At 58.2% G+C, this 21,388-nt stretch carries 18 protein-coding genes and 1 pseudogene; 14 read left to right on the top strand and 5 right to left on the bottom strand.

Annotation, left to right across the window (positions count from 1 at the left end):
- Position 1: 1 nt before the first annotated feature.
- The 3 genes from G494_RS0101390 to G494_RS0101380 all read left to right on the top strand — a co-directional run bounded on the left by G494_RS0101390 (position 2) and on the right by G494_RS0101380 (position 3,638).
- Complete coding sequence (locus G494_RS0101390) at positions 2-964, top strand: glycosyltransferase family 2 protein (protein ID WP_051305241.1); 963 nt, start codon at positions 2-4, stop codon at positions 962-964.
- A gap of 14 nt (positions 965-978) precedes the next feature.
- On the top strand, positions 979-2,409 hold the full coding sequence (locus G494_RS21380) for a sugar transferase (RefSeq protein WP_051305205.1): 1,431 nt from the start codon (positions 979-981) through the stop codon (positions 2,407-2,409).
- 521 nt (positions 2,410-2,930) lie between these two features.
- Positions 2,931-3,638, top strand: coding sequence for a Bax inhibitor-1/YccA family protein (locus G494_RS0101380; protein ID WP_028583082.1), 708 nt, complete (start codon positions 2,931-2,933; stop codon positions 3,636-3,638).
- 56 nt (positions 3,639-3,694) lie between these two features.
- On the opposite strand, the gene G494_RS0101375 is transcribed toward G494_RS0101380, so the two are convergent.
- Positions 3,695-4,654 (bottom strand): hypothetical protein, encoded by a 960-nt coding sequence (locus G494_RS0101375; RefSeq protein WP_153305716.1) that lies wholly within the window; start codon positions 4,652-4,654, stop codon positions 3,695-3,697.
- A 317-nt stretch (positions 4,655-4,971) separates the two neighbouring features.
- Between G494_RS0101375 and G494_RS0101370 the strand changes: the two genes are divergently transcribed.
- Complete coding sequence (locus tag G494_RS0101370) at positions 4,972-5,886, top strand: manganese-dependent inorganic pyrophosphatase (protein ID WP_028583080.1); 915 nt, start codon at positions 4,972-4,974, stop codon at positions 5,884-5,886.
- Between the two features lie 129 nt (positions 5,887-6,015).
- Here the strand turns inward: G494_RS0101370 and G494_RS0101365 are convergent, their stop codons facing one another.
- Together G494_RS0101365 and G494_RS26545 are read right to left on the bottom strand one after the other, a co-directional pair.
- Positions 6,016-6,975, bottom strand: a complete 960-nt coding sequence (locus G494_RS0101365) for a bifunctional UDP-sugar hydrolase/5'-nucleotidase (protein ID WP_028583079.1) — start codon at positions 6,973-6,975, stop codon at positions 6,016-6,018.
- 33 nt (positions 6,976-7,008) lie between these two features.
- Positions 7,009-7,155 (bottom strand): hypothetical protein, encoded by a 147-nt coding sequence (locus G494_RS26545; RefSeq protein WP_153305715.1) that lies wholly within the window; start codon positions 7,153-7,155, stop codon positions 7,009-7,011.
- A 351-nt stretch (positions 7,156-7,506) separates the two neighbouring features.
- Here G494_RS26545 and G494_RS0101350 point away from each other — a divergent pair, with 351 nt between their 5' ends.
- Positions 7,507-9,048 (top strand): adenylate/guanylate cyclase domain-containing protein, encoded by a 1,542-nt coding sequence (locus G494_RS0101350; RefSeq protein ID WP_028583078.1) that lies wholly within the window; start codon positions 7,507-7,509, stop codon positions 9,046-9,048.
- A gap of 39 nt (positions 9,049-9,087) precedes the next feature.
- Here G494_RS0101350 and G494_RS0101345 read toward each other — a convergent pair whose 3' ends face one another.
- Positions 9,088-9,540, bottom strand: a complete 453-nt coding sequence (locus G494_RS0101345) for a PilZ domain-containing protein (RefSeq protein ID WP_028583077.1) — start codon at positions 9,538-9,540, stop codon at positions 9,088-9,090.
- A 200-nt stretch (positions 9,541-9,740) separates the two neighbouring features.
- Positions 9,741-10,616, bottom strand: coding sequence for a GTP cyclohydrolase FolE2 (folE2, locus tag G494_RS21375; protein WP_232362457.1), 876 nt, complete (start codon positions 10,614-10,616; stop codon positions 9,741-9,743).
- Positions 10,617-10,915: 299 nt separating this feature from the next.
- Here folE2 and G494_RS0101335 point away from each other — a divergent pair, with 299 nt between their 5' ends.
- The 9 genes and pseudogenes from G494_RS0101335 (at position 10,916) to G494_RS0101295 (ending at position 21,388) form a co-directional block, all read left to right on the top strand.
- Entirely contained in the window at positions 10,916-11,314 is a 399-nt protein-coding gene (locus tag G494_RS0101335) for an RNA-binding S4 domain-containing protein (RefSeq protein WP_232362456.1), read from the top strand.
- Between the two features lie 153 nt (positions 11,315-11,467).
- Positions 11,468-12,043 (top strand): annotated as a pseudogene (locus G494_RS0101330) (IMP cyclohydrolase); the annotation flags it as partial.
- A gap of 47 nt (positions 12,044-12,090) precedes the next feature.
- Positions 12,091-12,675: a phosphoribosylglycinamide formyltransferase gene (gene purN / locus G494_RS0101325; RefSeq protein WP_028583074.1), complete on the top strand. Its 585-nt coding sequence runs from the start codon at positions 12,091-12,093 to the stop codon at positions 12,673-12,675.
- Positions 12,672-13,205, top strand: a complete 534-nt coding sequence (gene pyrR, locus G494_RS0101320) for a bifunctional pyr operon transcriptional regulator/uracil phosphoribosyltransferase PyrR (protein WP_028583073.1) — start codon at positions 12,672-12,674, stop codon at positions 13,203-13,205. Before purN ends, pyrR begins: the two co-directional genes overlap by 4 nt.
- Positions 13,206-13,673: 468 nt before the next feature.
- The gene (locus G494_RS0101315) at positions 13,674-15,140 is read left to right on the top strand and encodes a sensor histidine kinase (RefSeq protein WP_035245044.1); all 1,467 of its coding nucleotides are present in this window, start codon (positions 13,674-13,676) and stop codon (positions 15,138-15,140) included.
- Between the two features lie 57 nt (positions 15,141-15,197).
- A complete protein-coding gene (locus tag G494_RS24955; protein ID WP_084456256.1) occupies positions 15,198-17,495 on the top strand; it encodes a peptidase U32 family protein in 2,298 nt (765 codons plus the stop codon).
- A complete protein-coding gene (locus G494_RS0101305) occupies positions 17,495-18,370 on the top strand; it encodes a glycosyltransferase family 9 protein (protein ID WP_028583071.1) in 876 nt (291 codons plus the stop codon). Before G494_RS24955 ends, G494_RS0101305 begins: the two co-directional genes overlap by 1 nt.
- Positions 18,371-18,420: 50 nt before the next feature.
- Entirely contained in the window at positions 18,421-20,154 is a 1,734-nt protein-coding gene (gene msbA / locus G494_RS0101300; RefSeq protein WP_332307516.1) for a lipid A export permease/ATP-binding protein MsbA, read from the top strand.
- A complete protein-coding gene (locus tag G494_RS0101295; RefSeq protein WP_028583069.1) occupies positions 20,111-21,388 on the top strand; it encodes an O-antigen ligase family protein in 1,278 nt (425 codons plus the stop codon). The genes msbA and G494_RS0101295 overlap by 44 nt, the downstream gene beginning before the upstream one ends.

Below are 21,388 nucleotides of genomic sequence, written 5' to 3'. Positions count from 1 at the left end.
GATGGTTGAACCGAACCCAGCCACCCAGGCGGCAACACCACTGCCCCCGGGCGAGTCGGTGTCGGTGATCATCCCCACCTACTTTGCCGAAGCATGGCTGGAGTCGCTCTTAAAGATGTTGATGCTCCAGACGATCCCCCTGGCTGAGATCCTGGTGGTGGATTCAGGCTCCACAGACCGAACCAGGGAGATTCTCCAACGCTACCCCACGACCCTGGTGGAGATCGAGGCAGCCGACTTTGACCATGGCGGCACCCGGACCATGGCAGCGAGCCGGGCCAGCGGCTCAATCCTGGTGTTTCTGACCCAGGATGCCATTCCCGCCGATGAGGAGGCCCTGGAGCGTTTGCTCGGCCCCCTGCTCGCGGAGCCCTCCCTTGGGGCCAGCTATGGCCGCCAGCTGGCCAATGTTGATGCCAGCCCCTTCAGCGAGCACCTCAGGCTGTTCAACTACCCTGAAGAGAGCTGGGTCAGGTCCTGGGAGGACCGGGCCGTTCACGGCTTTAAGACCATCTTTATCTCCAACTCCTTTGCCGCCTACCGCAAGAGCAGGCTGGCCGAGGTCGACTATTTTCCCGACAACATCCTCTTTGGCGAGGACACCTGTACCGTGGCTGCCCTGCTCCAACGGGGCTATCTGGTCGGCTATGTGGGAGATGCCCGGGTCTATCACTCCCATAACTACACCCTGGTCCAGGAGTTCAAGCGCTACTTTGACATCGGCGCCCTCCACAGTCTTCAGCCGGAGCTGCTGGCCCATTTCGGTCAACCCACAGGGGCGGGCAAACGCTTTGTCCGTTCCGAGATGGTATTTCTCCTCAACCAGGGGAGATATGGTCTCATCCCTTTCAGCCTGCTGCGCAATGGCTTGAAATATATTGCCTACTTCCTGGGCAGGAGACAGGCCCTGCTGCCACGCAGCCTGGCCCGTTTTTTCAGTATGCACCATCGCTGGTGGAAATAAACAGGTATTCTTTCATGGCCCCCTTACTCTCCTTGAATCTGCGGGAACGCAGTTCGGTCATCTATCGTTTCTTGCACATCTTTGACTGTCTGCTGGTCTGCTTCTTCCTCTGGTTCTTTGTCTGGATCTATGAGGTACCCTGGACCTTCTACTATACCCGGCTGGAGCTTCTTCTCTTTGCGGCCTCCTTCCTCAGTTTTCACTCCTTTCAGATGTACCGTTCCTGGCGGGGCTGGAAATTTTACCGGGAATTTCTGGTGATCCTCCAGGCCTGGGGGGCGGTGATCGGTTTTCTCCTCTTTTACTTCTTTATCTTTAAGATCTCCATCGCCTACTCCAGGACGGTCTTCATCCTCCTCAGCGTGACCACCCCCTTTCTGATTTTCTGCAGTCACCTGCTGGTGCGGAAGCTGCTTCGTTTTTACCGCAGTCAGGGCAAGAATATCCGCCATGGTGTGATCGTCGGGGCAGGGGATCTGGGCATCCGGATGGCCAGACAGCTGGAGGAGATTCCCTGGGCAGGGATCGAGATCATCGGCTTTTTTGATGACAAGCTGGAGCAGGAGGAACAGCTGGCCCAGTTGAACAAGCCGCTTTTGGGCAGGATCGATGAGGTGGAGTCCTTTTTACGGCTGCATGATGTGGACTATGTCTATATCGCCCTGCCCATGCGGGCGGAGCGCAAGATCTTCGGACTCCTCCAGCAGTGTCGGGATCTGGGGGCCCAGATCCTGCTGGTGCCGGATCTCTACATCTTTGGCCTCCATCATGCCGAGATCCAGTCTCTGGGCGAGATGCTGGTCCTGAATTTTAATCCGGACCGGCAGTGGAAGCGGACCTTTGACCTGATCTTCTCCTCCCTGGTGCTGCTCCTGGGGAGTCCGCTCTTTCTGCTCCTGGCACTGGTGATCAGGCTGGACAGCCCTGGTCCGGTGTTTTACCGGCACCGCCGGATCATGGCCACGGGGCGGGAATTCTCCTGTCTGAAGTTTCGCACCATGGTGGTCGATGCCGAGCGGCAGCTGGAGCAGCTCTTGGCAGGCGATCCTGCGGCCAGGGCTGAATGGGAACTCCACTTCAAGCTCAGGGATGATCCCCGGATTACCAGGATCGGTCGTTTTCTGCGGCGCACCAGCCTGGATGAGCTGCCCCAGTTTGTTAATGTGTTCAGGGGAGAGATGAGTGTGGTCGGGGCCCGGCCCATTGTGGGCAAGGAGCTGGAGGCCTACTATAAGGGCAACGGTGAGCAGAGTGCCGGGCGCTACTGCTCGATGAAGCCCGGGATAACCGGCCCCTGGCAGGTGATGATGCGCAGTGATATGGTCAACTACCAGGAGCGGGTGGAGCTGGACGACTGGTATGTGCTCAACTACTCCCTGCGCACCGATCTGATCATCATTGCCAAGACCGTGCGCTGTATGTTCAGCGGCAAGGGCGCCTATTAACGATCAGCTCCCTGCTCCCGGAGACGAAGCCAAGGTCCAGATCAGAAGGGAGAGCAGGACTAGAAGTCGCTGCTTCTGCCGTTGCCCTGGGCAGGGATAATGATTACCCTACTACTCTACGGTTGGCATCAAAGGCCACCTGAAAACAGGGCCGATTCCTTTGGTTTCTGGGTTGTGCTCACAGTTTTTTTGAATAGCAGGAGGATGCCTGCGCTAAAACGTTCACCATGCCTTGATCGAAAAATCTCATTTTTCAAAGTAGCCCCAAGATGGTATCCTTGGATCCGGTCCTGCTCTCAATCTCGAGCTGCGCTGAAAAAACTATCCTGGAAATATCCGGCTGTGGTACAGTTTTGAAGATGTGCAGAGTCTAGGCGCGGCAGAGCTTGATCGGGAAATCCCGTGATGCAGGCGAACCAAGGTTAGCTCAATGAATACCTCGCCCTGGAACGGCCCACGCTGGTGGGAAGAGTTGAGGGTGAGGGCCTGTTGAATAAAACTCTTTTAAGGAGCGTATCACCATGCAGACAAGATCCCATTCCATGACCCTTGCCCAGGCCCAGCAGGAGGCCTCGACGGTTTTCCTGGCCAAGGTCTTTAACTGGATGGCCATCGGCCTGGCCCTGACCGGCGGTCTGGCCTACTTTACGGCGGCCTCCGGCCTGGCCCTGACCATTGCCAGCAGTCCGCTGTTCATCATCCTGATCCTGGCAGAGCTGGGTTTGGTTTTCTTCCTCTCGGCCCGGGTGGATAAGATCCAGCCAGGGACGGCCACCGCCCTCTTTCTCGGCTATTCCGCCCTCAACGGCTTGACCCTGTCCACCATCTTCCTGGCCTATACCCGGGCCTCCATCGGCGGCACCTTTCTGATCACCGCCGGGATGTTCGGAGCCATGGCCGCCTATGGGATGGTGACCAAGCGGGATCTCTCCGGGATGGGCTCCTTTCTCTTTATGGGCCTGATCGGGATTATCCTGGCCTCGGTGGTCAATATCTTTCTCCACAGCTCCAGCCTCTACTGGGCCATCTCGGTGATCGGGGTGCTGGTCTTTGTCGGCCTGACCGCCTATGATGTGCAGAAGATCAAGACCATGGGAGAGCAGGGAATTATGGAGCAGGGGGAGGCGGCCATTCAACGGGGAGCCATCATCGGCGCCCTGGCCCTCTATCTGGACTTTATCAATCTCTTTCTGATGCTGCTGCGCTTCTTTGGCGGCGCGCGGGATTAATCTCCCAAGGAGGCATGCAGAGGGGCTGTGCCTGCACTTCTTTTGTTGTACGGCCGTTACTGGTAGCTTTCCAGTAAGAGGTAGAGGCGATCAAGATACTGTTCTTTATAGATCAGTTGATTGGTCGCCTCTATTTCGTTGACCAGCAGGGGCAGTGGTTCGACCAGGTTGATGCCGTGCCGATTCAGGCCTGCCTGGTTGGCCCGGTCAACGATCAGGATGGCGTAGTAGCTGACCAGGAGGCGTGATCTGGAATCCCGCCGGAACAGGTAGGAGCGTCCGCCCATGGTGTTGAGAAAAAATCCCGCATACTCATAGAGCTGTTCCAGGGAGGCCTGTAACGGAAACTGTGGATCCCGGCACCGTTCTTTGAGCAGCCAGGCGTAGAGCTCCAGGCCGATGTCTTCGATCAGGTCCCGTTCCCGGTGGAGAATGCTCTTGATCAGGAGGATGTTATCCTTACCTATGATCCGGAAAAAGTGGGCCATGTTGGTGAGCAGGGTAAAGAGGTCATCGGTCTCCCTGGAGACCACCGGCGGGTTGGTGAGGAGTTTGTCGGCCAGGGTAATGAAATGTTGCTGGCAGGAATCCTGCAAAGCCATGGCCTGGATATAGGGTTTACTGTCCAGGGATGTGAAGAATTGAGTGAGGGCCAGACCCAGCTCAGGGCATCCGGGTGATGGTTCCTGGCCAAGGATTTCGCCGGTCCCCTGCCCAGGGGTGGGCTGGGCCGCTGGAGCAGCCCCTGGAGGCAGAGGACTCTTCTCCGTCGCCTCTCGCCTCTCGGCCTCCGTTGCCTGCTCTGCCGGCTCGGGTGCAGCTAACCCCAGGCTGGCTGGAGGCTGTTGGGAGAGGGGAGGGGCCTCGGAGGGTTCCTGCGGCCGCTGCCATGGCTGGAGGAAGAGGGCCGCAATGGCCAGGCTCGCCATGAGCAGGCTCAGCAGCAGGAGGGGAAGGCGTAGCCTGGATGGCGATGATCGCCTCTGGGGAGGTTGCGCTTCTTCTGGGTCGAGCATAGGCCGTAGCGGGGTTGATGGGCTGGATGAGATCGGGCTGATCGGCGATTGGTTCACACTTTTTCTTGTTGTCAGTTTAGCAGATTGCAGTCCATCGGGGTAGGAAAAGCAGCGGCGATCTGGGCGGGTATGAATTTTTGTTCACGATAACGGACAACTAGCCATATTAACAGTTGTTTTTGTTTTTCCTCTTGACGCTTATAAATGAACGTTATAATATCGTTCAATTTTATTGTTTCTCGGTTCTGTGGAGGATCGAGCGGGAAACAAGGTCTACTACCGTATTATCTCATTAAGTTTCTGGAGGAAATAACGTTATGTCTGTTTATGTTTTTGGTCACAAGAGCCCGGATACTGATTCTGTTACCGCTGCCATCGCCTACGCAGAGCTGATGAAGGCCAAGGGTGAAGATTACGTTCCTGTGATGCAGGGACAGGCCAACCCTGAGACCGTTACCGTGCTGGAGCGTTTTGGGGTGGCCATGCCTGAGATCATGACCGATGCCGCCGGCAAGCAGGTGGCCCTGGTGGATCACAGCGACCTGACCCAGGCCCCTGACAACCTGAGCGAGGGCGAGCTGGTAGCGGTTGTTGACCACCATAAGATCGGTGATGTCACCACCAACAGCCCCATCTTCTTCTGCAACATGCCTGTTGGTTGTACCGGTACCGTGCTCAAGGTCCTCTTTGACCTGGACGGCGTTGCCATCGATGCCAAGGTTGCCGGACTGATGCTGGCCGCCATCCTCAGCGATACCGTGAACTTCAAGTCCCCCACCTGCACCGATGCCGACAAGAAGGCCGTTGCTGAGCTGGCCGAGATCGCCGGGGTTACCGACACCGATGAACTGTTCATGGCGATGCTGAAGGCCAAGAGTGCTGTGGCCGGTGTTCCTGCCATGGATCTGGTCAACCGCGACTACAAAGATTTTGACATGAACGGCAAGAAGGTCGGCGTTGGCCAGCTTGAGCTGGCCACCCTTGACCAGGTCGCCGATATGCGTGGTGATCTGATGAAGGCCATGGAAGAGATGAAGGCCGATGGTCGTCACTCCATCCTGCTGATGCTCACCGATGTGGTGAAAGAGGGAACCGACCTGGTGGTCCTCTCCGATGAGCCGGAACTGGTGGAAAAAGCCTTTGATGTCAAGCTGGAAGGCAACACCGCCTGGATCGACGGCATGATGAGCCGGAAGAAGCAGACCGTGCCCAACCTGCAGCAGGTATTCTAGTTCCTCAGTTGTAAGCGAGCCTCGTAGCAGGGCATATCTCCTCCGGGAGATATGCCCTTTTTTTTTCCAGGCAATGAGCCGGAGCTTCTTTTCTGATCCTGCCGGCCGGCGGCAGAGCCCTTCCCCGGCTCAATCTTCGGCTGCTTGTTCAGCTTCCTTACGTTTTTTTTGCAGGGTGGTGATCAGGGCTGCCGTGTCCGGGTCGTCGCCAAGGCGTGCAGAGAGGGCGATGAATCGATTGCGGTATCTCATCCCCTTGAGCGGCGTCTCTGCCTGCTGGGCGCGGAGTTGGTCGAGTTGTCTGCTCAGTTCTTCCCTGGCAAGGAGGGTGTCGGCCAGTTGCCTGTCCAGGCTGTCGGCCTCTCCGCCTTCCAGGGCGGCGATCCGTTGATTGATGATCTTGAGCCGGCCGGCGAGCCGGGCCTGCTCTCTTCTGGTGTCGTGATGCCAGCGGCCGGAGCCCTTCCACTCCACCTCAAGAACGCCCTGGTATTGGCCTCTGCTGCCGGTCTGGCAGATCAGGGTGTTCTCCACCAGGCGCGGAGGCCGGTTGGCCGGCGCATGACCCGACTGCACCAGGATCTGGATGGTGGGAAAGCGCCGGGCAATCTTCAGGTTCTCCTTTGGAGGGTAGCTGGAGAGCAGCACTGTCAGATCACTCTCCAGGTCAGTCTTGGTGATGAGCGGGGTGAGCACCTCCTCCCAGGAGAGAATCCTGCTGCCGGCCGGGGCGCCGTTTAGCGCAGGGCCGGTAAGGCCGATCACGGTTATCCTGAGTTCTCCAAGATGGTGTTGCTGGTAGGGCGAAAACAGGGGTTCAGCCGTAGTCTGGTCCACCAGATTGGCGGAGAGCAGCCTGAGGGGGAACTGTCGGGCCAACTGAAGCAGCAGCTCTGTGCCTCCTGCCAGGTCATAGGGGCCCACGGCAACCAGGGCCTGGGATGGTGCCAGGTAGGCCTGGGCGATGATCGCTGCATTGTTTCCTCGCCCGGCAGGGACAGGCTTTGGCAGAGATGAGGAGAAGAGCAGGTTGCCGCCGTCCACCACCAGGCTGGGGGAGGTACGGCTCAGCTGGTTGATGAGGTCCATTTTTCTGGGCAGACCGCCCAGTTTCCCCGAGCCTCAACCGCAGGGGGCTATCTCGCCGCGGAGATCATTGCTATAGAGCAGGTTAAAGGTGGTTGGGGCGGCGAGGGCCGGAGCTGCGAGCAGGAGGCAGCTCAGCCAGAGCCAGCAGGGAATGAAACTTCTTGGCTGCGGTGTGGTCATGATGGGTTCCTGTCGATGGGAAGGGATGGTTGGGGTGGAAAGAGGGGACAGCGCTGGTAAGCGATGGCGTCTTCTGGCCACCTTGAAAAAATGTTTTTTCTTCCAATCTCGGCGTTGCGTTCAAGGTTTTATCTTCGGAATATCAAGTATATGCCTACGGTGAAATCTATCGCGCGCCTTGACCTTGATCGAAAAATCGAATTTTTCAAGGTACCCTTCTTTCAGTACCCTCTATTATGAGCGGAGCGGACCGCGTCGTCAAGGTGCGTCTCAGGGGGGCCGGGTCCATGGCTTGCGTCCTCTCGTCCAAAATGATAGGGTGGAACAACCCTCTTTTTTTTTCAAGGACCTATGAATTATAGTCTTCTCCTGATAACCGCTCCTGATCAGGCCCAGGCAATCAGCTCGGCCCTGGACCAGTACAGCGTTGTAACCTGCGTCAGCGAGCAAGAGGCCCTGACCATGGTCAGCCGGCAGGAGGTGTATCTGGCCCTGCTCGCCGACGACCTGCCCGGAGTCGCTGCCGGCAAGCTCCTCCGGCAGTTGCAGGAAATCAGTCCCGGACTGTCAGCGTTTCTGTTGAGCTCCTCCGCTGATACCCAGGCCCTGAACACCGCCCTGGCAGAGGGTTTTTTGGGGGTCGTGCCCCAGCCGGTGCAGACCGAGCAGTTGGTCCGGGTGGTGGCTCAGGTCTGGGAACGGGTCCGTTTGCAGGAGGAAAATACCCGCTTACGGACCCTGCTGCCCCTCTACAGTCTGGGTGAGCAGTTTCTCTCCTCCAGCAGTGAACAGGAGGTGCTGGACGGTCTGTTGGCAGCGGTCTCCGAGCTGACCCCCTGCAGTAATCTCTCGGTCCTGCTCTTTGACCAGCAGCGTTCCTGTCTGCAGATTGCGGCCTCCCGTGGTCTGGATAAGGAGCTGGTCCGTTCTATCTGTCTCCAGCCCGGTGAAAAGATAGCGGGCTGGGTCTTCAGCCACGGCAAACCGGTGATCCTTAACCGGGAGGACCAGGCAGACTCCATCTTTGCTCCCTTTCTCCAGCGCCCCGATATCGTCTCCTCCATCTCCTGTCCCCTGGTCATTCGGGAAAAGATCATCGGGGTACTCAATATCAGTCAGCAGGCCACGGACAGGCGCTTCTCCGAGGCCGATATGGAGATGGTCAGTGTGGTCTCTGCCCAGGCCGCCATGGCCCTGGAAAATGTCCGGGCCTTGACCCAGCTCCAGGTGAACACCCGCCTGCAGACCCTGCTGGAACAGTATATGGCCCCTGAGGTTGCTGCTCTGCTCCTGGCCAGGGATACGGACCTCATGCAGCTGGGTGACATCCAGGAGGTCACCATCCTCTTTGCCGATATCCGTAATTTTACCACCCTGGTGCAGCACCTTGAACTCGGTATCCTGCGTGCCTTTCTCAACGACTTCTTTAATATCTTTACCGAGACCGTCTTTGAGCAGCAGGGCAGCGTCGATAAGTTCATGGGGGACGCCGTCCTGGCCCTGTTTGGGGCGCCTGTGGAGAATGTTGCGGCCAATCAGGCTGCTGTGGAGGCGGCCCTGACGATCAGGCATCGTTTTGAACAGCTCCGTCTCCACTGGCTGGAGCAGAGTGAGGTCTTTGTCGACCTGGACCTGGGTATCGGGGTGACCTGCGGGAGCGTTTTTTTAGGGAACGTGGGCTCAAGTCGGCGGTTTGACTATACCGTGATCGGCAATGAGGTCAATCTGGCCCAGCGGCTTGCCGCAGAGTCCAGTCAGTGCAGTATCTACCTCACCGAAGCCGTGCAACGGGATCTGGCCGCCTCCTATGCCCTGGATCGTTTGGAGGAGGTGCAGCTGCGAGGGATCGAGACACCGCTTCCGGTCTATGTCGTCCGTGGCCGACGAAGTTGAGCAGCTGGCAAAGGGTTTCCACCAGCCGTGAGCCCCTGATCACTGTTTTTTTTGCTGGATCAGGTCCCAGGTCCGGGTCCACCAGTTGCTGCGCTGTTGCTGTCCCTTCTCCATGGCCGCTGTTATCATCTGCATCTGTTTACCGTCCGGGCTGACCATAAATTCGACCCCAAGCTTATAGGCACGGATCTCTTGGCGCTGAAAGGGTGCTATCCAGACCGGTCGGGCCGGGATGATGAGCTCGTAGAGTTCCGGCGGGTGAGTGATTTTCAGTTGGAGCAGGTTGGAATCGTTATCCTTGGTGGAATGATAGATATGGTAGGGTCCTATCAGCACCTGGGTCATCAGCAGGCAGGCGCCGTGTTTGGAGAAGTCGAGAATGCGGCCGGAAAAGGGGCCGGCCAGGGGGTTACCGTCGACGCCGTTGACGGCATGGATGGCAAGGGGCATGAAATCGGCTTTTCGGGAGGATTTTCGCAGGTCGATAATCATCTGGTACTCGGCAAGAGGTGGACAGCTTAGAGGTGGACAGCTTAGCCATGAATACCATGAACAGGGCCGTCGGGACAAGAAAAGTATCTGTCGGTTTTGGCCAGGCTCCTTCCTTTAGGAGAGGAACTGGTTGTCCCCCCAGGGCGCGTTTTCCACCGGCAGGCAGGGATGGCTAGCGCTTTGGCTGGCCAGCGGCGGGGTCAGGGGAGCGGCGAACGGAGACTCTCCAGGTCGCTGCTGTCGATATAGGCGTAGGCGCTGTGCTTGTGGATAGATTCAAAGCTCTCCACCCCTACGGAGAACCAGTCGATGCCTGGGAGGGAGATCGTCTTGAGGGCAACCATTCTGGCCACATCTTCGACAAACATTGGCTGGTCATAGGCGGTCTCGGTGACATGTTTTTCATCGGGCCGCTTCAAGAGGGCGTAGACCTGGCAGGAACCACACTCCTCGGCCAGGCTGATCAGGTCCTCCAGCCAGATGAAACGGCGGGGTTGTACCGCCAGGGTAATCTCGGCCCGTTGATTGTGGGCTCCGGCTGTGCTGATCTCCTTTGAACAGGGACAGAGGGTGGTCACCGGAACCGTGACCGTCAGGCGGGGAGAGTGGGCCTGTCGGGAGGTGCCGGTGAGGGAGCATTGGTACTCCATCAGGCTGGCCGTGTTGGTGACAGGGGCCTGTTTATCGATAAAGTAGGGAAAGGTCAGGGTCAGCCGGACCTCCTTGGCCTGCAACCGTTCCTGGACCGTATGGAGAAGGTCCGGGAAGTTGCCGACATGAATATCTTCGGCAAAATCGGCCAACAGGGGGAGCATGACCTCTATACAGGAGTTGCGCCGCTCGTGGGGAAGCAGGGCGTCGAGCTCAATGGTGGCAACGGTCTGTTGAAGGGCCCCGTCCTTGGTCTTGATGGAGATCGGGCGGGTCAGCTGGTGGATACCGACGGTCTTGAGAGTCATCTGTCTGTAGTGCTGTGCATGCTGCTGGTGGTGATCCAGGGTTAGAGGAGGGTCGGTTCCAGGGCGACGGCCGGTGGTAGAGCGACCCGTACCTGCTGCACATACTGTATTTTTCACAGGGGAGCAAGGGCCTTGTTGCCTCGGGCGGATTTTCTCCGGCCACAGCAGGCGTGGCTGGGGGAGAGGGGAGGAAAGGGGGGGTAACTCCTCAGGTGAGTTCTTTGTTTGATGGATCGCAGAGAATATGGTAGATCTGCTCTCTTTAAATCTCTGGGGTACCATGAAAAATAGATTTTTTGATCATGGCTAAGGCGCGCGATAAATTTTCCCGCAGGCATATGGCTGATATTCCGAGGGTAAAATTTTGAAAGCAAGGCCAAGATTGGAAGGAAAAGCAAATTTTCAAGGTGGCCTCTATGGCTCGGTGTACTGTCATGGAAAAAGTTCGACTCGATAAATGGTTGTGGGCAGCCCGCTTTTTTAAAACCAGATCACTGGCCGCCAAGGCGGTGAGCGGCGGCCATGTCCATGTCAACGGTCAGCGGGTGAAACCCGCACGCTTGATCCAGATCGGTGACAGCCTGGAGATCCGTAAAGGGGAGCTGAGTTTCTCGGTGGAGGTCTTGGGGCTCCATGATCGGCGCGGGCCGGCCAGCCAGGCCCGGTTGCTCTATGAAGAGAGTGCCGCCTCCATGGCCAGACGGGAAGAGCTCCGGGCCGAGCGGCGGTTGATTACGGCAGCTGCCGCCAGGCCAGATCGTCGCCCGGACAAGCGGGAGCGGCGGAAGATCCGTGAATTTATCAAGAAGCAGTAGGGGGTCTTGTCCATCCTGCGCGGCAGGCCAGGGTTGCACAGCTCAGAGCGTCTCTCCGGGGCTCTGTCCTTCTGGAAAAGAGAGACGCAGGCTGCCGAGATTGTCAGCACAACAACATTCAACAAAGCCTAGGGGTATTGAGGGAGAAGAGTTATGAAACAGGTTCAGCGAGCGCTGATCAGCTTAACCGATAAGAGCGGTATTGAAGGATTTGCCCGTGAGTTGGCAGCGTTGGGCGTCGAGATTCTTTCCACCGGCGGTACTGCCAAAAAAATGCGGGAAAGCGGCATCGCTGTTACCGATGTCTCCGACTTTACCGGTTTTCCTGAGATGCTCGATGGCCGGGTTAAGACGCTGCACCCCAAGGTCCACGGGGGAATCCTGCATCAACGGGCCAATCAGGAGCACTGCCGGCAGTGCACAGCCCACGGGATTGTGCCCATCGATATCGTGGCGGTCAACCTCTATGCCTTTGAACAGACCGTGGCCCAACCGGACTGCCGCTTTGCAGATGCCATTGAAAATATAGACATCGGTGGTCCCACCCTGCTGAGGGCCGCTGCCAAAAATTTTCACGATGTCACCGTGATTGTCGATCCTGCCGATTACCCTCGGGTCATTGCTGAGCTGAAGGAGGCGGGCACGACCACCCTGGTCACCCGTTTTCAGCTGGCCTGCAAGGTCTTTGCCCTGACCGCCGACTATGATCGGGCCATTGCCGATTGGCTCTCCACGGTGAAGGTGGCTGAAGAACCCTATTTCAAGGGAGCGTGAGGATGCAGAAACTGGCAGTGTTGCTCTCCGGTAGCGGCCGGACCCTGGATAACTTCCATGAGCGGATCCAGGCCGGGGAGCTCCAGGCAGAGATCCAGGTGGTGATCTCCAACGTGGCTGGAGTCCTGGGGCTGGAAAAGGCCGGAAGATATGGCTACCCTGCCTTCCACGCCGGGGATAACAAGGCCATCAATACCATCCTGGCAGACTATGAGATCGACCTGGTCGTTCTTGCCGGCTACCTCCAGCTCTATGCCCCGCCCAAGGGGCTGGAACGGGCGGTGCTCAACATCCATCCCTCCCTGATTCCCTCGTTCTGCGGCAAGGGCTACTATGGCCACCATGTTCATGAGGCGGTCAGGGCCAAGGGCTGTACCGTCAGCGGCTGCACCGTTCATTTTGCCAATGAGGAGTATGACCAGGGTCCCATTGTCCTCCAACGCTGTGTGGAGTTGGACTTTGACGATGGGCCCGACGAGATAGCGGCCAAGGTCTTTGCCAAGGAGTGTGAGGTCTATCCTGCGGCCATCAACCTGGTTGATGCCAAGGGTGTGAATTTTTTCTGGAACAGAGTGGAGAAGAGCTGATGACACAGACCATCATGGGCCAACAGGATATCGAGCGGAGTCTTGACCGGATCAGCCTGGAGATTGTGGAACGCAATCACGGGGTGGCTGAACTTGCCCTGGTGGGAATCCATACCGGCGGCGTGTTTCTGGCGGAACGGATCCACCGCAAGATCGAGGCCTACGAGCAACTGGCCCTGCCCATCGGCAACCTGGATATCACCCTCTATCGTGATGACTGGAGTCTGATCTCTCAGAATCCCATTGTCAAAAAATCAGACATCGGCTTTGCTCTGGAGGACCGCAGGGTCATCCTGGTGGATGATGTGGTCTTCACCGGCAGGACCATCCGGGCTGCCATGGATGCCATCATGGACTACGGCCGTCCCCGCTCCATTCAGCTGGCGGTCCTGGTGGATCGGGGTGGTCGGGAGCTGCCGATTCAGCCCGATTATATCGGCATGAGCGTCAAAGGCGCCGAGGGGGAGCGGATTGATGTGCTCCTGGAGGAACATGGGGGCCGGGATGAGGTGGTGGTTTCCCGGCAGTGAAGCGTCTGGGTCTGGTCTGCCTTGGCAGGTAGGCCGCAGCCTGGCAGCAGCCCTGTGCTCCTTGACCACCATCGGAGCAGTAAGGTTCCCTGGGCTTGGCGCGAGTCGGATCTGCCGAGTCCGTTGGGCTTGGTCAGGCCTTAGGGTTGTGGCTGGGGGAGCGTACAGCATCTTTTGATGGAGTCAGATTCTCTGTTCAGCTCCGGGAATGCAACCCGTCCTATGCTGGCACAGGACGGAATATGGGGTAGGGATGGGCGGAAAAAGCGATGATTCAAGGGCGCCTGCAGCGGCTGCTGGAGAATCCTGCCCTGGTCCTGGTCCTGGTCTCGCGATCTTAGTGCTTGTTTTTTTGGATTTTTACAGCCGGTTCATGGTACACTGTCCCCAAGGGATGAGATCGGGCTGGGAGGTCGAAGGATGACCCCCTGGGTTCCAGCAATTTATTGATCAGTGCCACGACGCATTATGACCGAGCTACAGCAACATCAGATACCCTCAGATCTGCGCAGGATTTGCCGGCGGGTTCAAGAGAAGTCCCAAAATTACCAGCAGTATAATTTTTCTCAGCATCACAACGATTTTCTCAAGGCCTTCTTTGACCTTGCCCAGGAGTATGACACCCTGGAGGATTTTTACCGTGTCTGTGTCGCGGTGCCCCTGGAGATGATCGGGGTCAGCAGTGCACTCCATATCTGCCGGGGCACGGAAGAGGGCCTTGCCCTGGTCTGCTCCAGTGAACGCGGTGTGTTGGCCGAGCCGGAACCCGCCTCCTTCCTGGTTCAGATGCACGAGAGTCCCTATGAGGTCGGCGATTCATTCATGATCCCGATTTTCAGTAAGCAGCCCTTTGAGCACCATAGCCCTGACAGCGGCCCTGGGGCAGGACAGCAGCGTCAGACCACCCTCTGGAACGACGTCAAGGGCCTCTGTGAAGAGGGGCGTACCCTGGGGATATATGAGGTGCGGATGTTTGAGGGCTTTTCCGAGGCAGACAAGTTTTTCTTTATCAAGTATGCCAACCGTATCGGCTATAACCTGGATAATCGTCTGATTGCCCTGCAGAATATTGAACATTTGAAATTTATCAATACCCTGGTGGTGGATATTGAGCATAACATCATTGTGCCCAACATGTATTTCCGCCACCTCTATAATCAACTGAAAAAAAAGATCCTGGAGCTCTCCGGCTTGAAGGGGAGGATTGAAGCCTTTCTGGAACACCCCGGTGATCGCAGCGAATGCCGGCAGTGCTGCCAACAGCTTCAGGAACTGCAGGATAACCTCTTGAGCTATCACCAGGAGATTGTCAAACATCACACCAGTACCAGTCTGTTTCTGGAAAGTCTCTTCCGGCGGGAACATTTTGAGCGGGGCCACCTGGTGCTTCGGCCCAAGCGTTGTTTTATTGAAAAAGAGGTGATCGCCCAGCAACTGGAGCACTATGCCAGCAGGCTCAAGGCAGCAAGGGTGACCGTGGAAAAGCCACGTAACATGGTGGATGAAGAGTTCTCGGTCCTGGTCGATATCGGTCTGCTGGCCCAGGTCTATGCCAATCTCTTTTCCAATGCTGCCAAGTATACCCGGGAGATCATCGACCAGAATGGTAAGCCTCGCAAGACCATGGCCTATGGCCGGGAGATTATCCAGGACTTTCCGACCAAGGGCCACAAGGGCATTAAATTTAATGTCTTTACCACCGGTCCGGTGATGACGGAGACAGAGGGAAGTCATCTCTTCCATGAGGGGGTGCGGGGAGAGGGATGTGAAGATATTCCCGGCACCGGTCATGGCCTTTCCTTTATCCGCCAGGTTGTGGAGATGCATGGCGGCGTTGCCGGCTACGAGCCCACCCCGCAGGGAAATAATTTTTATTTTATCCTGCCCATGCCGCCGTTGGACTACCCACCCATGTTGTTGAACGAAGGGCTCTAGCCCTCCAGCCTCCTTTGCCGCCTCTGGTGGTCTCTTTTATCGGTATCATAGCTTATCATGCATGTTTCCCCCCTGTCTGCGTCTACCTCTTCCCTGGAATTGCTTGCCCCTGTCGGAACCCTGCCTGCCTTTGAGGGGGCCCTGGAGGAGGGGGCCGACGCCGTCTATGTCGGTGCTCCCGGCTTCAATGCCCGGGACCTTCGCAAGGAATTTTCCATGGCTGAGCTTGCTGCCATGACCAGGTCCGCCCATGAGCGGGGCAAGCGGATCTATATCGCCATGAATTCCCTGGTCAAGGAGCAGGAGCAGGAGCAGGCGCTGGAGATTTTAAGCATCCTGGCCGCCATCAAGCCGGATGCCCTGATTATCCAAGACCTGGGCCTCTTCCACCTGGCCAGGACCTTTTTTCCGACCCTGCCTCTCCATGCCTCGACCCTGATGTCGGTGCACAATACCACGGCTGCCCGTTTCTTGAGCCGGGCCGGCTTTGAACGGGTGGTCCTGGCCAGGGAGTTGAGCATGGCAGAGATCCATGCCATCGGCCGGGAGAGCGGTGCTCGTCTGGAGGTCTTTATCCACGGGGCCATGTGCTTCAGCTACTCGGGACTCTGTCTGTTCTCCAGCATGCATGGCGGAAAATCAAGCCTCAGGGGGCAGTGTGTTCAACCCTGTCGACGTCGTTATAACGAGCAGTCCGCCCGCCGGGGCAAGGGGAGCGGTCGGACCACGGCCAACAGAGCGCAGAAGGGGGGGCAGAAGGGAGGATTCCTCTTTTCCATGAGCGACCTCTGCGGTATCAGTTTCTTAGAGCAGCTTGCAGCCATGGGGGTGGTCAGCCTGAAGATAGAGGGACGGTTGAAGTCGGTGGAGTATGTGCGCAAGACGGTGCGGGCCTACCGCCTCTGCCTGGATCACCTTGGGGCCCCTGCCCAGCTGAGAAAGGAGGTTGAGCAGGAGGCCAGTCTCCTCCTGGATCAGGCCATGGGCCGCCGGCGCACCCCAGGCTTTTTCAGCGACAACCATGGAGGGATCATCAAACCCCGGCAGAGCGGGGTGGCCGGTATCTTCCTGGGCAAGGCCAGACCCGTGAAGAAGAGCGGTTCCGGCCGGGTCAGCAGCTACCAGCTGACCCTCCAGCATGGGCTCAAGAGCGGGGATCGTCTCCGTTTTCAGAGTGAGCATGGTGATGTGCGCGAGAGCTTTACCCTGCAGGGCCTGCACCATAAGAATCGCCCGACCAGCCATGCGGCTGCCGGTCAAACGGTGGAGCTGGAGGTCTCCGGATCCGTCTCCCAGGGGCGGAAAAAGGCAGGTCCCGGCCTCCTCTTTCTGGTGGATGTCAGCGGGCGGCGCAGACGGGAGAGCGGTCGGAGCCTGGTTAGAGTCCTGCCAGGGATGCAGCCGAAACCAGATCGTGACCAGCTCAGCCGGGTGGCAGCCGCCATGCACTGGACCACAGGCAGCCGCCCGTCCGCTTCCCCCGGCAGGAGCGCAGCCTCAGCCAGGGGACGGAAAAAATCCAGACAGATCAGCCGGAATCGGCCCCAGTGGTGGGTCCGGCTCAGTGGCCTGCCCGCAGCCAGGCAGGGGTATCCGGTCCGGCCAGCAAGGGTCCTGGTGCCCCTCAACCACCTTACCCTGGAACAACTTCGCCGGGTCGGACCCAGGGCGGCGCGGATCTTTTCCCAGCTGATCTGGATGCTGCCCCCGGTCATCCATGAGCAGGATCAGGCCTGGTATCAGGAGGCCGTGGCCGAGTTGCTGGGAGCAGGTTTGAGCAGTTTTCAACTGGGGCACCTTTCCCAGGTGCTCTTTTTTGAGGATCATCTTCAGAAAGAGGATGAACTGCAGTTGTTTGCCGATTATACGGTGAACGTTCTGAACAGTTCCGCCCTGGTGGAGGGGGCCCGGCAGGGACTGGCCGGGATGCTCTTCTCCCTTGAAACAGACCGGACAACCCTCCAGGCCGCGCTGGGCAGCTGGAAACGGTGGCAAAGGGAACAGCCGGCTGCCCTCCGGAATATGGAGGTTGGGATGTATGTCTATGGCCGGCCGCCGCTCTTTACCGCCCGACTGGAAGCCCCCCATCTCCAAGCGAAAAAGAACATTGTCAGTCCCAAGGGGGAGCCCTATACCCTGGAACGGACAGGCGGGCTGACCCGGGTCTATGGAGAGCAGTCCCTGGTGCTCCTGGGCCAGGTCCAGGAGATGATGACCATGGGGGTAGGCTACTTTGTGTTGGATCTCAGCTACCCCAATCTGCGGCGCGCTACCCTGGAGGTCGCCGGGCTGCTGCACGGCAATGCTCCCCCGCAGGAGCTGTTCACCGGGAACTACGAAAAGGGGTTGTCCTGATGGCATCGCAACCAGTGGCCCTGGTGGGAGGATATGGTCTGGGGGATAACCTGATTGAAATGGTGCTCCTGGAGAATGCCCGTCTTCTGGGCTATGAGACCACGGTCTACAGTAACGTGATCTGCCAACTCAGGGAGTGGTTTCCCGGCCATCGGGTTCAACCTTCCCTGGCGGTGGACGATTTTGCCTCGGTCCTGCCCCCCTTTGAGCTTTTTTTCTGGTCAGGATCCCTGCCAGAGCCGCTGGCAGCACTACTCGCTGCAAAGACGGTGGATTATATGGCCCGGCATCAGGAAGAGCTTACCCAGGTGGAGAATATGTCCGTGGTCTGCGGTCACTGTTTTCCCGGCCATCAACCGGTCCTGGCCAACGGTATCACCCCTCCAGGCGGCCTGGTGGGAGGGAAATATCCCCGTCGGGTCTGTCTCCACCCCACCAGCGCGGAGGAGAGCAAAAACTGGCTGCCCAGGCGTTTTTCCCGCCTGGCCCGAAGACTTGCCGCCCAGGGCTATGAACCGGTGATCGTCATGAGTGAGCAGGAGCTGTGTTGTTGGCAGCCCCTGTTCAGCACCGAATTTCCCCTGCTGGGCTTTGCCTCCCTGACGGAATGCGCCGCCTACCTCTACGAGTCGGGCTATTTTATCGGCAACGACTCCGGCGGCGGGCACCTGGCCTCCTGCCTGGGGGTTCCCACTCTCAGCATTCACGGCAGAAAGAAGAAGGCGCGGGTCTGGCAGCCGGGTTGGGGCCAGGTCCGGGTGGTGACGCCGGTGGTGAATTTTATCGGCAGCTATCTGCGTCAGCACTACTGGAAATATTTGCTCTCCACCGGCAGGGTGGAGCGGGCCTTTCACACCCTGGTCCAGCTGGGCTAAAGCCGGTCGCCCCCGGCAACCTGGCGATTACGATAATTTTACCTAGAGAGATGATGACAACAAAAGAAGTAACCAGCCGGCTGCTGGTGGTATTGCAGCCCTATAAGATGAAGCTGCTTGTGGCCATGGGAGCCATGGTGGTGGTGGCCGCCTTTAATGCGGCCCAGGCCTACATGGTGAAGCCGCTCCTGGATGAGATCTTTTTCAAGAAAGATCCCACCCTCCTGAACCTGCTGCCGATCATGCTGCTGGCCGTGTTTCTCATCAAGGGGATCTTTTATTTTATCTACTCCTACCTCCTGGAGTGGGTGGGCCAGTCCGTGATCCGGGATCTGCGGACCACGATCTACGCCCACCTCAACGACCTGAGCATGGCCTTCTACAACAAGAACGCCACCGGGGAACTCATCTCCAGGATCATCAACGATGTCAGCATGCTTCAGGGTTCGGTCTCCCATGCCCTGATCCACCTCCTGCGCAACCTCTTTACGGTGATCGGGCTGTTGGGGGTGATCTTCTACATGGACTGGCGGCTGGCCCTGATCTCCCTGATCTTCATTCCCATGGCAGCGGTACCGATTACGGTGTTTGGGAAAAAATTCCGTCGGATCAGTACCCGCTACCAGCAGCATCTGGGGGCCTCGACCAACCAACTCCATGAGACCATCAGCGGCACCCGGATCGTCAAGGCCTTCTGCATGGAGGATTTTGAGAAGCAACGCTTCAGCGGCCATATGGAGAAGCTGTTTGAGATTCTGATGAGTGAGACCAGGTTTCGCTGTCTGGCCCATCCCCTGGTGGAGTTCCTCGGCGGCATCGGCATGGCCCTGATTATCTGGTTTGGCGGCATGCAGGTCTTGAACGGCAACTCCACCCCAGGTACCTTCATGTCCTTTCTCACCGCTCTGGTCATGCTCTACGAGCCGGTCAAGGGCGTGAGTAAGCTGAACTCCACCATCCAGTCGGGGATGGCCTCGGCAGTACGGATCTTTACCCTCTTGGATATCCAGCCGGAAGTCAGAGAGAGCGCTGCCCCGGTAGCGCTCAAGCCCTTTCGCAACAGTATCGAGTTCCGGGATATGGTCTTTGCCTATGGTCAGGATGAACCGGTGCTGCGCCAGATCAAGCTGACGGTTCGCCGTGGTGAAGTCCTGGCCGTGGTCGGCCCCAGCGGCTCGGGCAAGAGTACCCTGGCCAACCTCATTCCCCGCTTTTATGATGTCAGCAGTGGAGCCATCCTGGTTGACGGCATCGACATCAGGGAGGTGAGCGTGCACTCCCTGCGCCAGCAGATCGCCATGGTCACCCAGCAGACCATCCTCTTCAACGATACCATCCGCTACAATATCGGTTACGGGGTAGAGGCCTGCAGCGATGAGGAGATCCTGGCCGCGGCCCGCTCTGCCTATGCCCTGGACTTTATCCAGGAGCTCCCCCTGGGGCTGGATACCGTGGTGGGCGAATCCGGTGCCCGGCTCTCCGGAGGGCAGCAGCAACGGATCTCCATTGCCAGGGCCCTGTTGCAGAATGCCCCTATCCTGATCCTGGATGAGGCCACCTCCTCTCTGGATACCGAGTCAGAGCAACAGGTGCAGCGTGCCCTGGATAACCTGATGCAGAACCGTACCACCATCGTCATTGCCCATCGCCTCTCCACCATCAAAAATGCCGATCGAATCGTGGTCCTCAAGGAGGGGCGACTGGTGGAGAGCGGCAGCCACGAAGAGTTGCTCTCCACAGATGGTGAGTATCAATCCCTGTACCAGCTTCAGTACGCGCACTGAAAAGATGGAGTCCCAGGCCATGTCCTCCGCTTCTGTCCCTGATCGGTTCAGCCGGCTTAACTTCTGGCTGCTGCTCCTGCTCGCCTTCTGCCTGCCGCTCTCCACCTCGGCCATCTCAGTGTTGGCCATCCTGGTGAGTCTCTCTTGGCTGTTGGAGGGGCGCTATCTGGAAAAGTTCACAGAGATCCGCACCAATCCGGTCTGTCTGGCGGTGGTCGGCTATCTCCTCCTGATGGTGGTCGGGCTGCTCTGGGCAGAAGACCTCCGAACCGGTATCCAGTGGCTGGGTAAGCATTGGAAGATCATGCTGATGCCCCTGTTCCTGACCGCAGTGATCTATGAGCGGCGGAGATGGTACCTGGCCGCCTTTCTCGCCGGGATCTCCGTGGCCATGGCCATGACCTATCTGGCCTGGTTTGACCTGCTCCACTACGCCGATGTCTCCCCGGAGCACCTGACCAAGAAGACCTTCCACGTGGTCTATAATCCCCTGTTGGCCTTTGCCATCTATACCCTCTGCCATGAGCTGACCTGGGGCAGGCCCAGGGGAGGCTGGCGCCTGGCCGGCTGGTGCCTTGCGGGGGTGATGGTCTTCAATATGTTTATCACCGAGGGCAGAGCCGGCCAGCTGGTTTTTTTTGCCCTCCTGGCCCTCTACCTGTTCCAGCTTCTGCGCAGACAGCTGGTCGCTGCCCTGCTCCTGGTGGCGGTGCTCCTGCCCCTCAGTTTCAGCGGCAGCTATCTCCTGAGCCCCATGTTCAAGGCCCGGGTGGATCTGGCCTGTGAGGAGATCCGCCAGTTTGAGCTCAACCCCCAGACCTCGGTGGGCTTTCGGCTCCACTACTGGCAGAACTCCTGGGAAATGATCAAGGCAGCACCCCTCATGGGGGTGGGGACCGGAGACTTTAAGGCGGCCTATGCCCGGATCAACCAGCAACGCTCTCCCCAGGTCCCCCCCACGGACAACCCCCACAATCAGTACGTGCTGGCCGCCGCCAGCTACGGTGCCCTGGGCCTGTGCGCCCTGCTGGCCATCTTTTTTGCTCAGTTTCGCCAGGCCGGGCGGGATCGGGATGGGCTGGAGCGCCTTGGCCAGGCCTTTCCGCTCTTTTTCCTGGTGATCATGCTCACCGAATCCTATCTGGTGGTCTACCAGACCGGCTTCCTCTTTTCCCTCCTTTCAGCGGTGCTCTATAAGCAGAGCTCCCCTCTAACTGATCAGGGTGGTGCCTAG

Source organism: Desulfogranum mediterraneum DSM 13871, assembly GCF_000429965.1.
GTDB classification, from domain to species: domain Bacteria; phylum Desulfobacterota; class Desulfobulbia; order Desulfobulbales; family Desulfobulbaceae; genus Desulfogranum; species Desulfogranum mediterraneum.
Note: the sequence above shows the minus strand (reverse complement) of the source record. Positions and strands in the feature narration are given on the sequence as shown.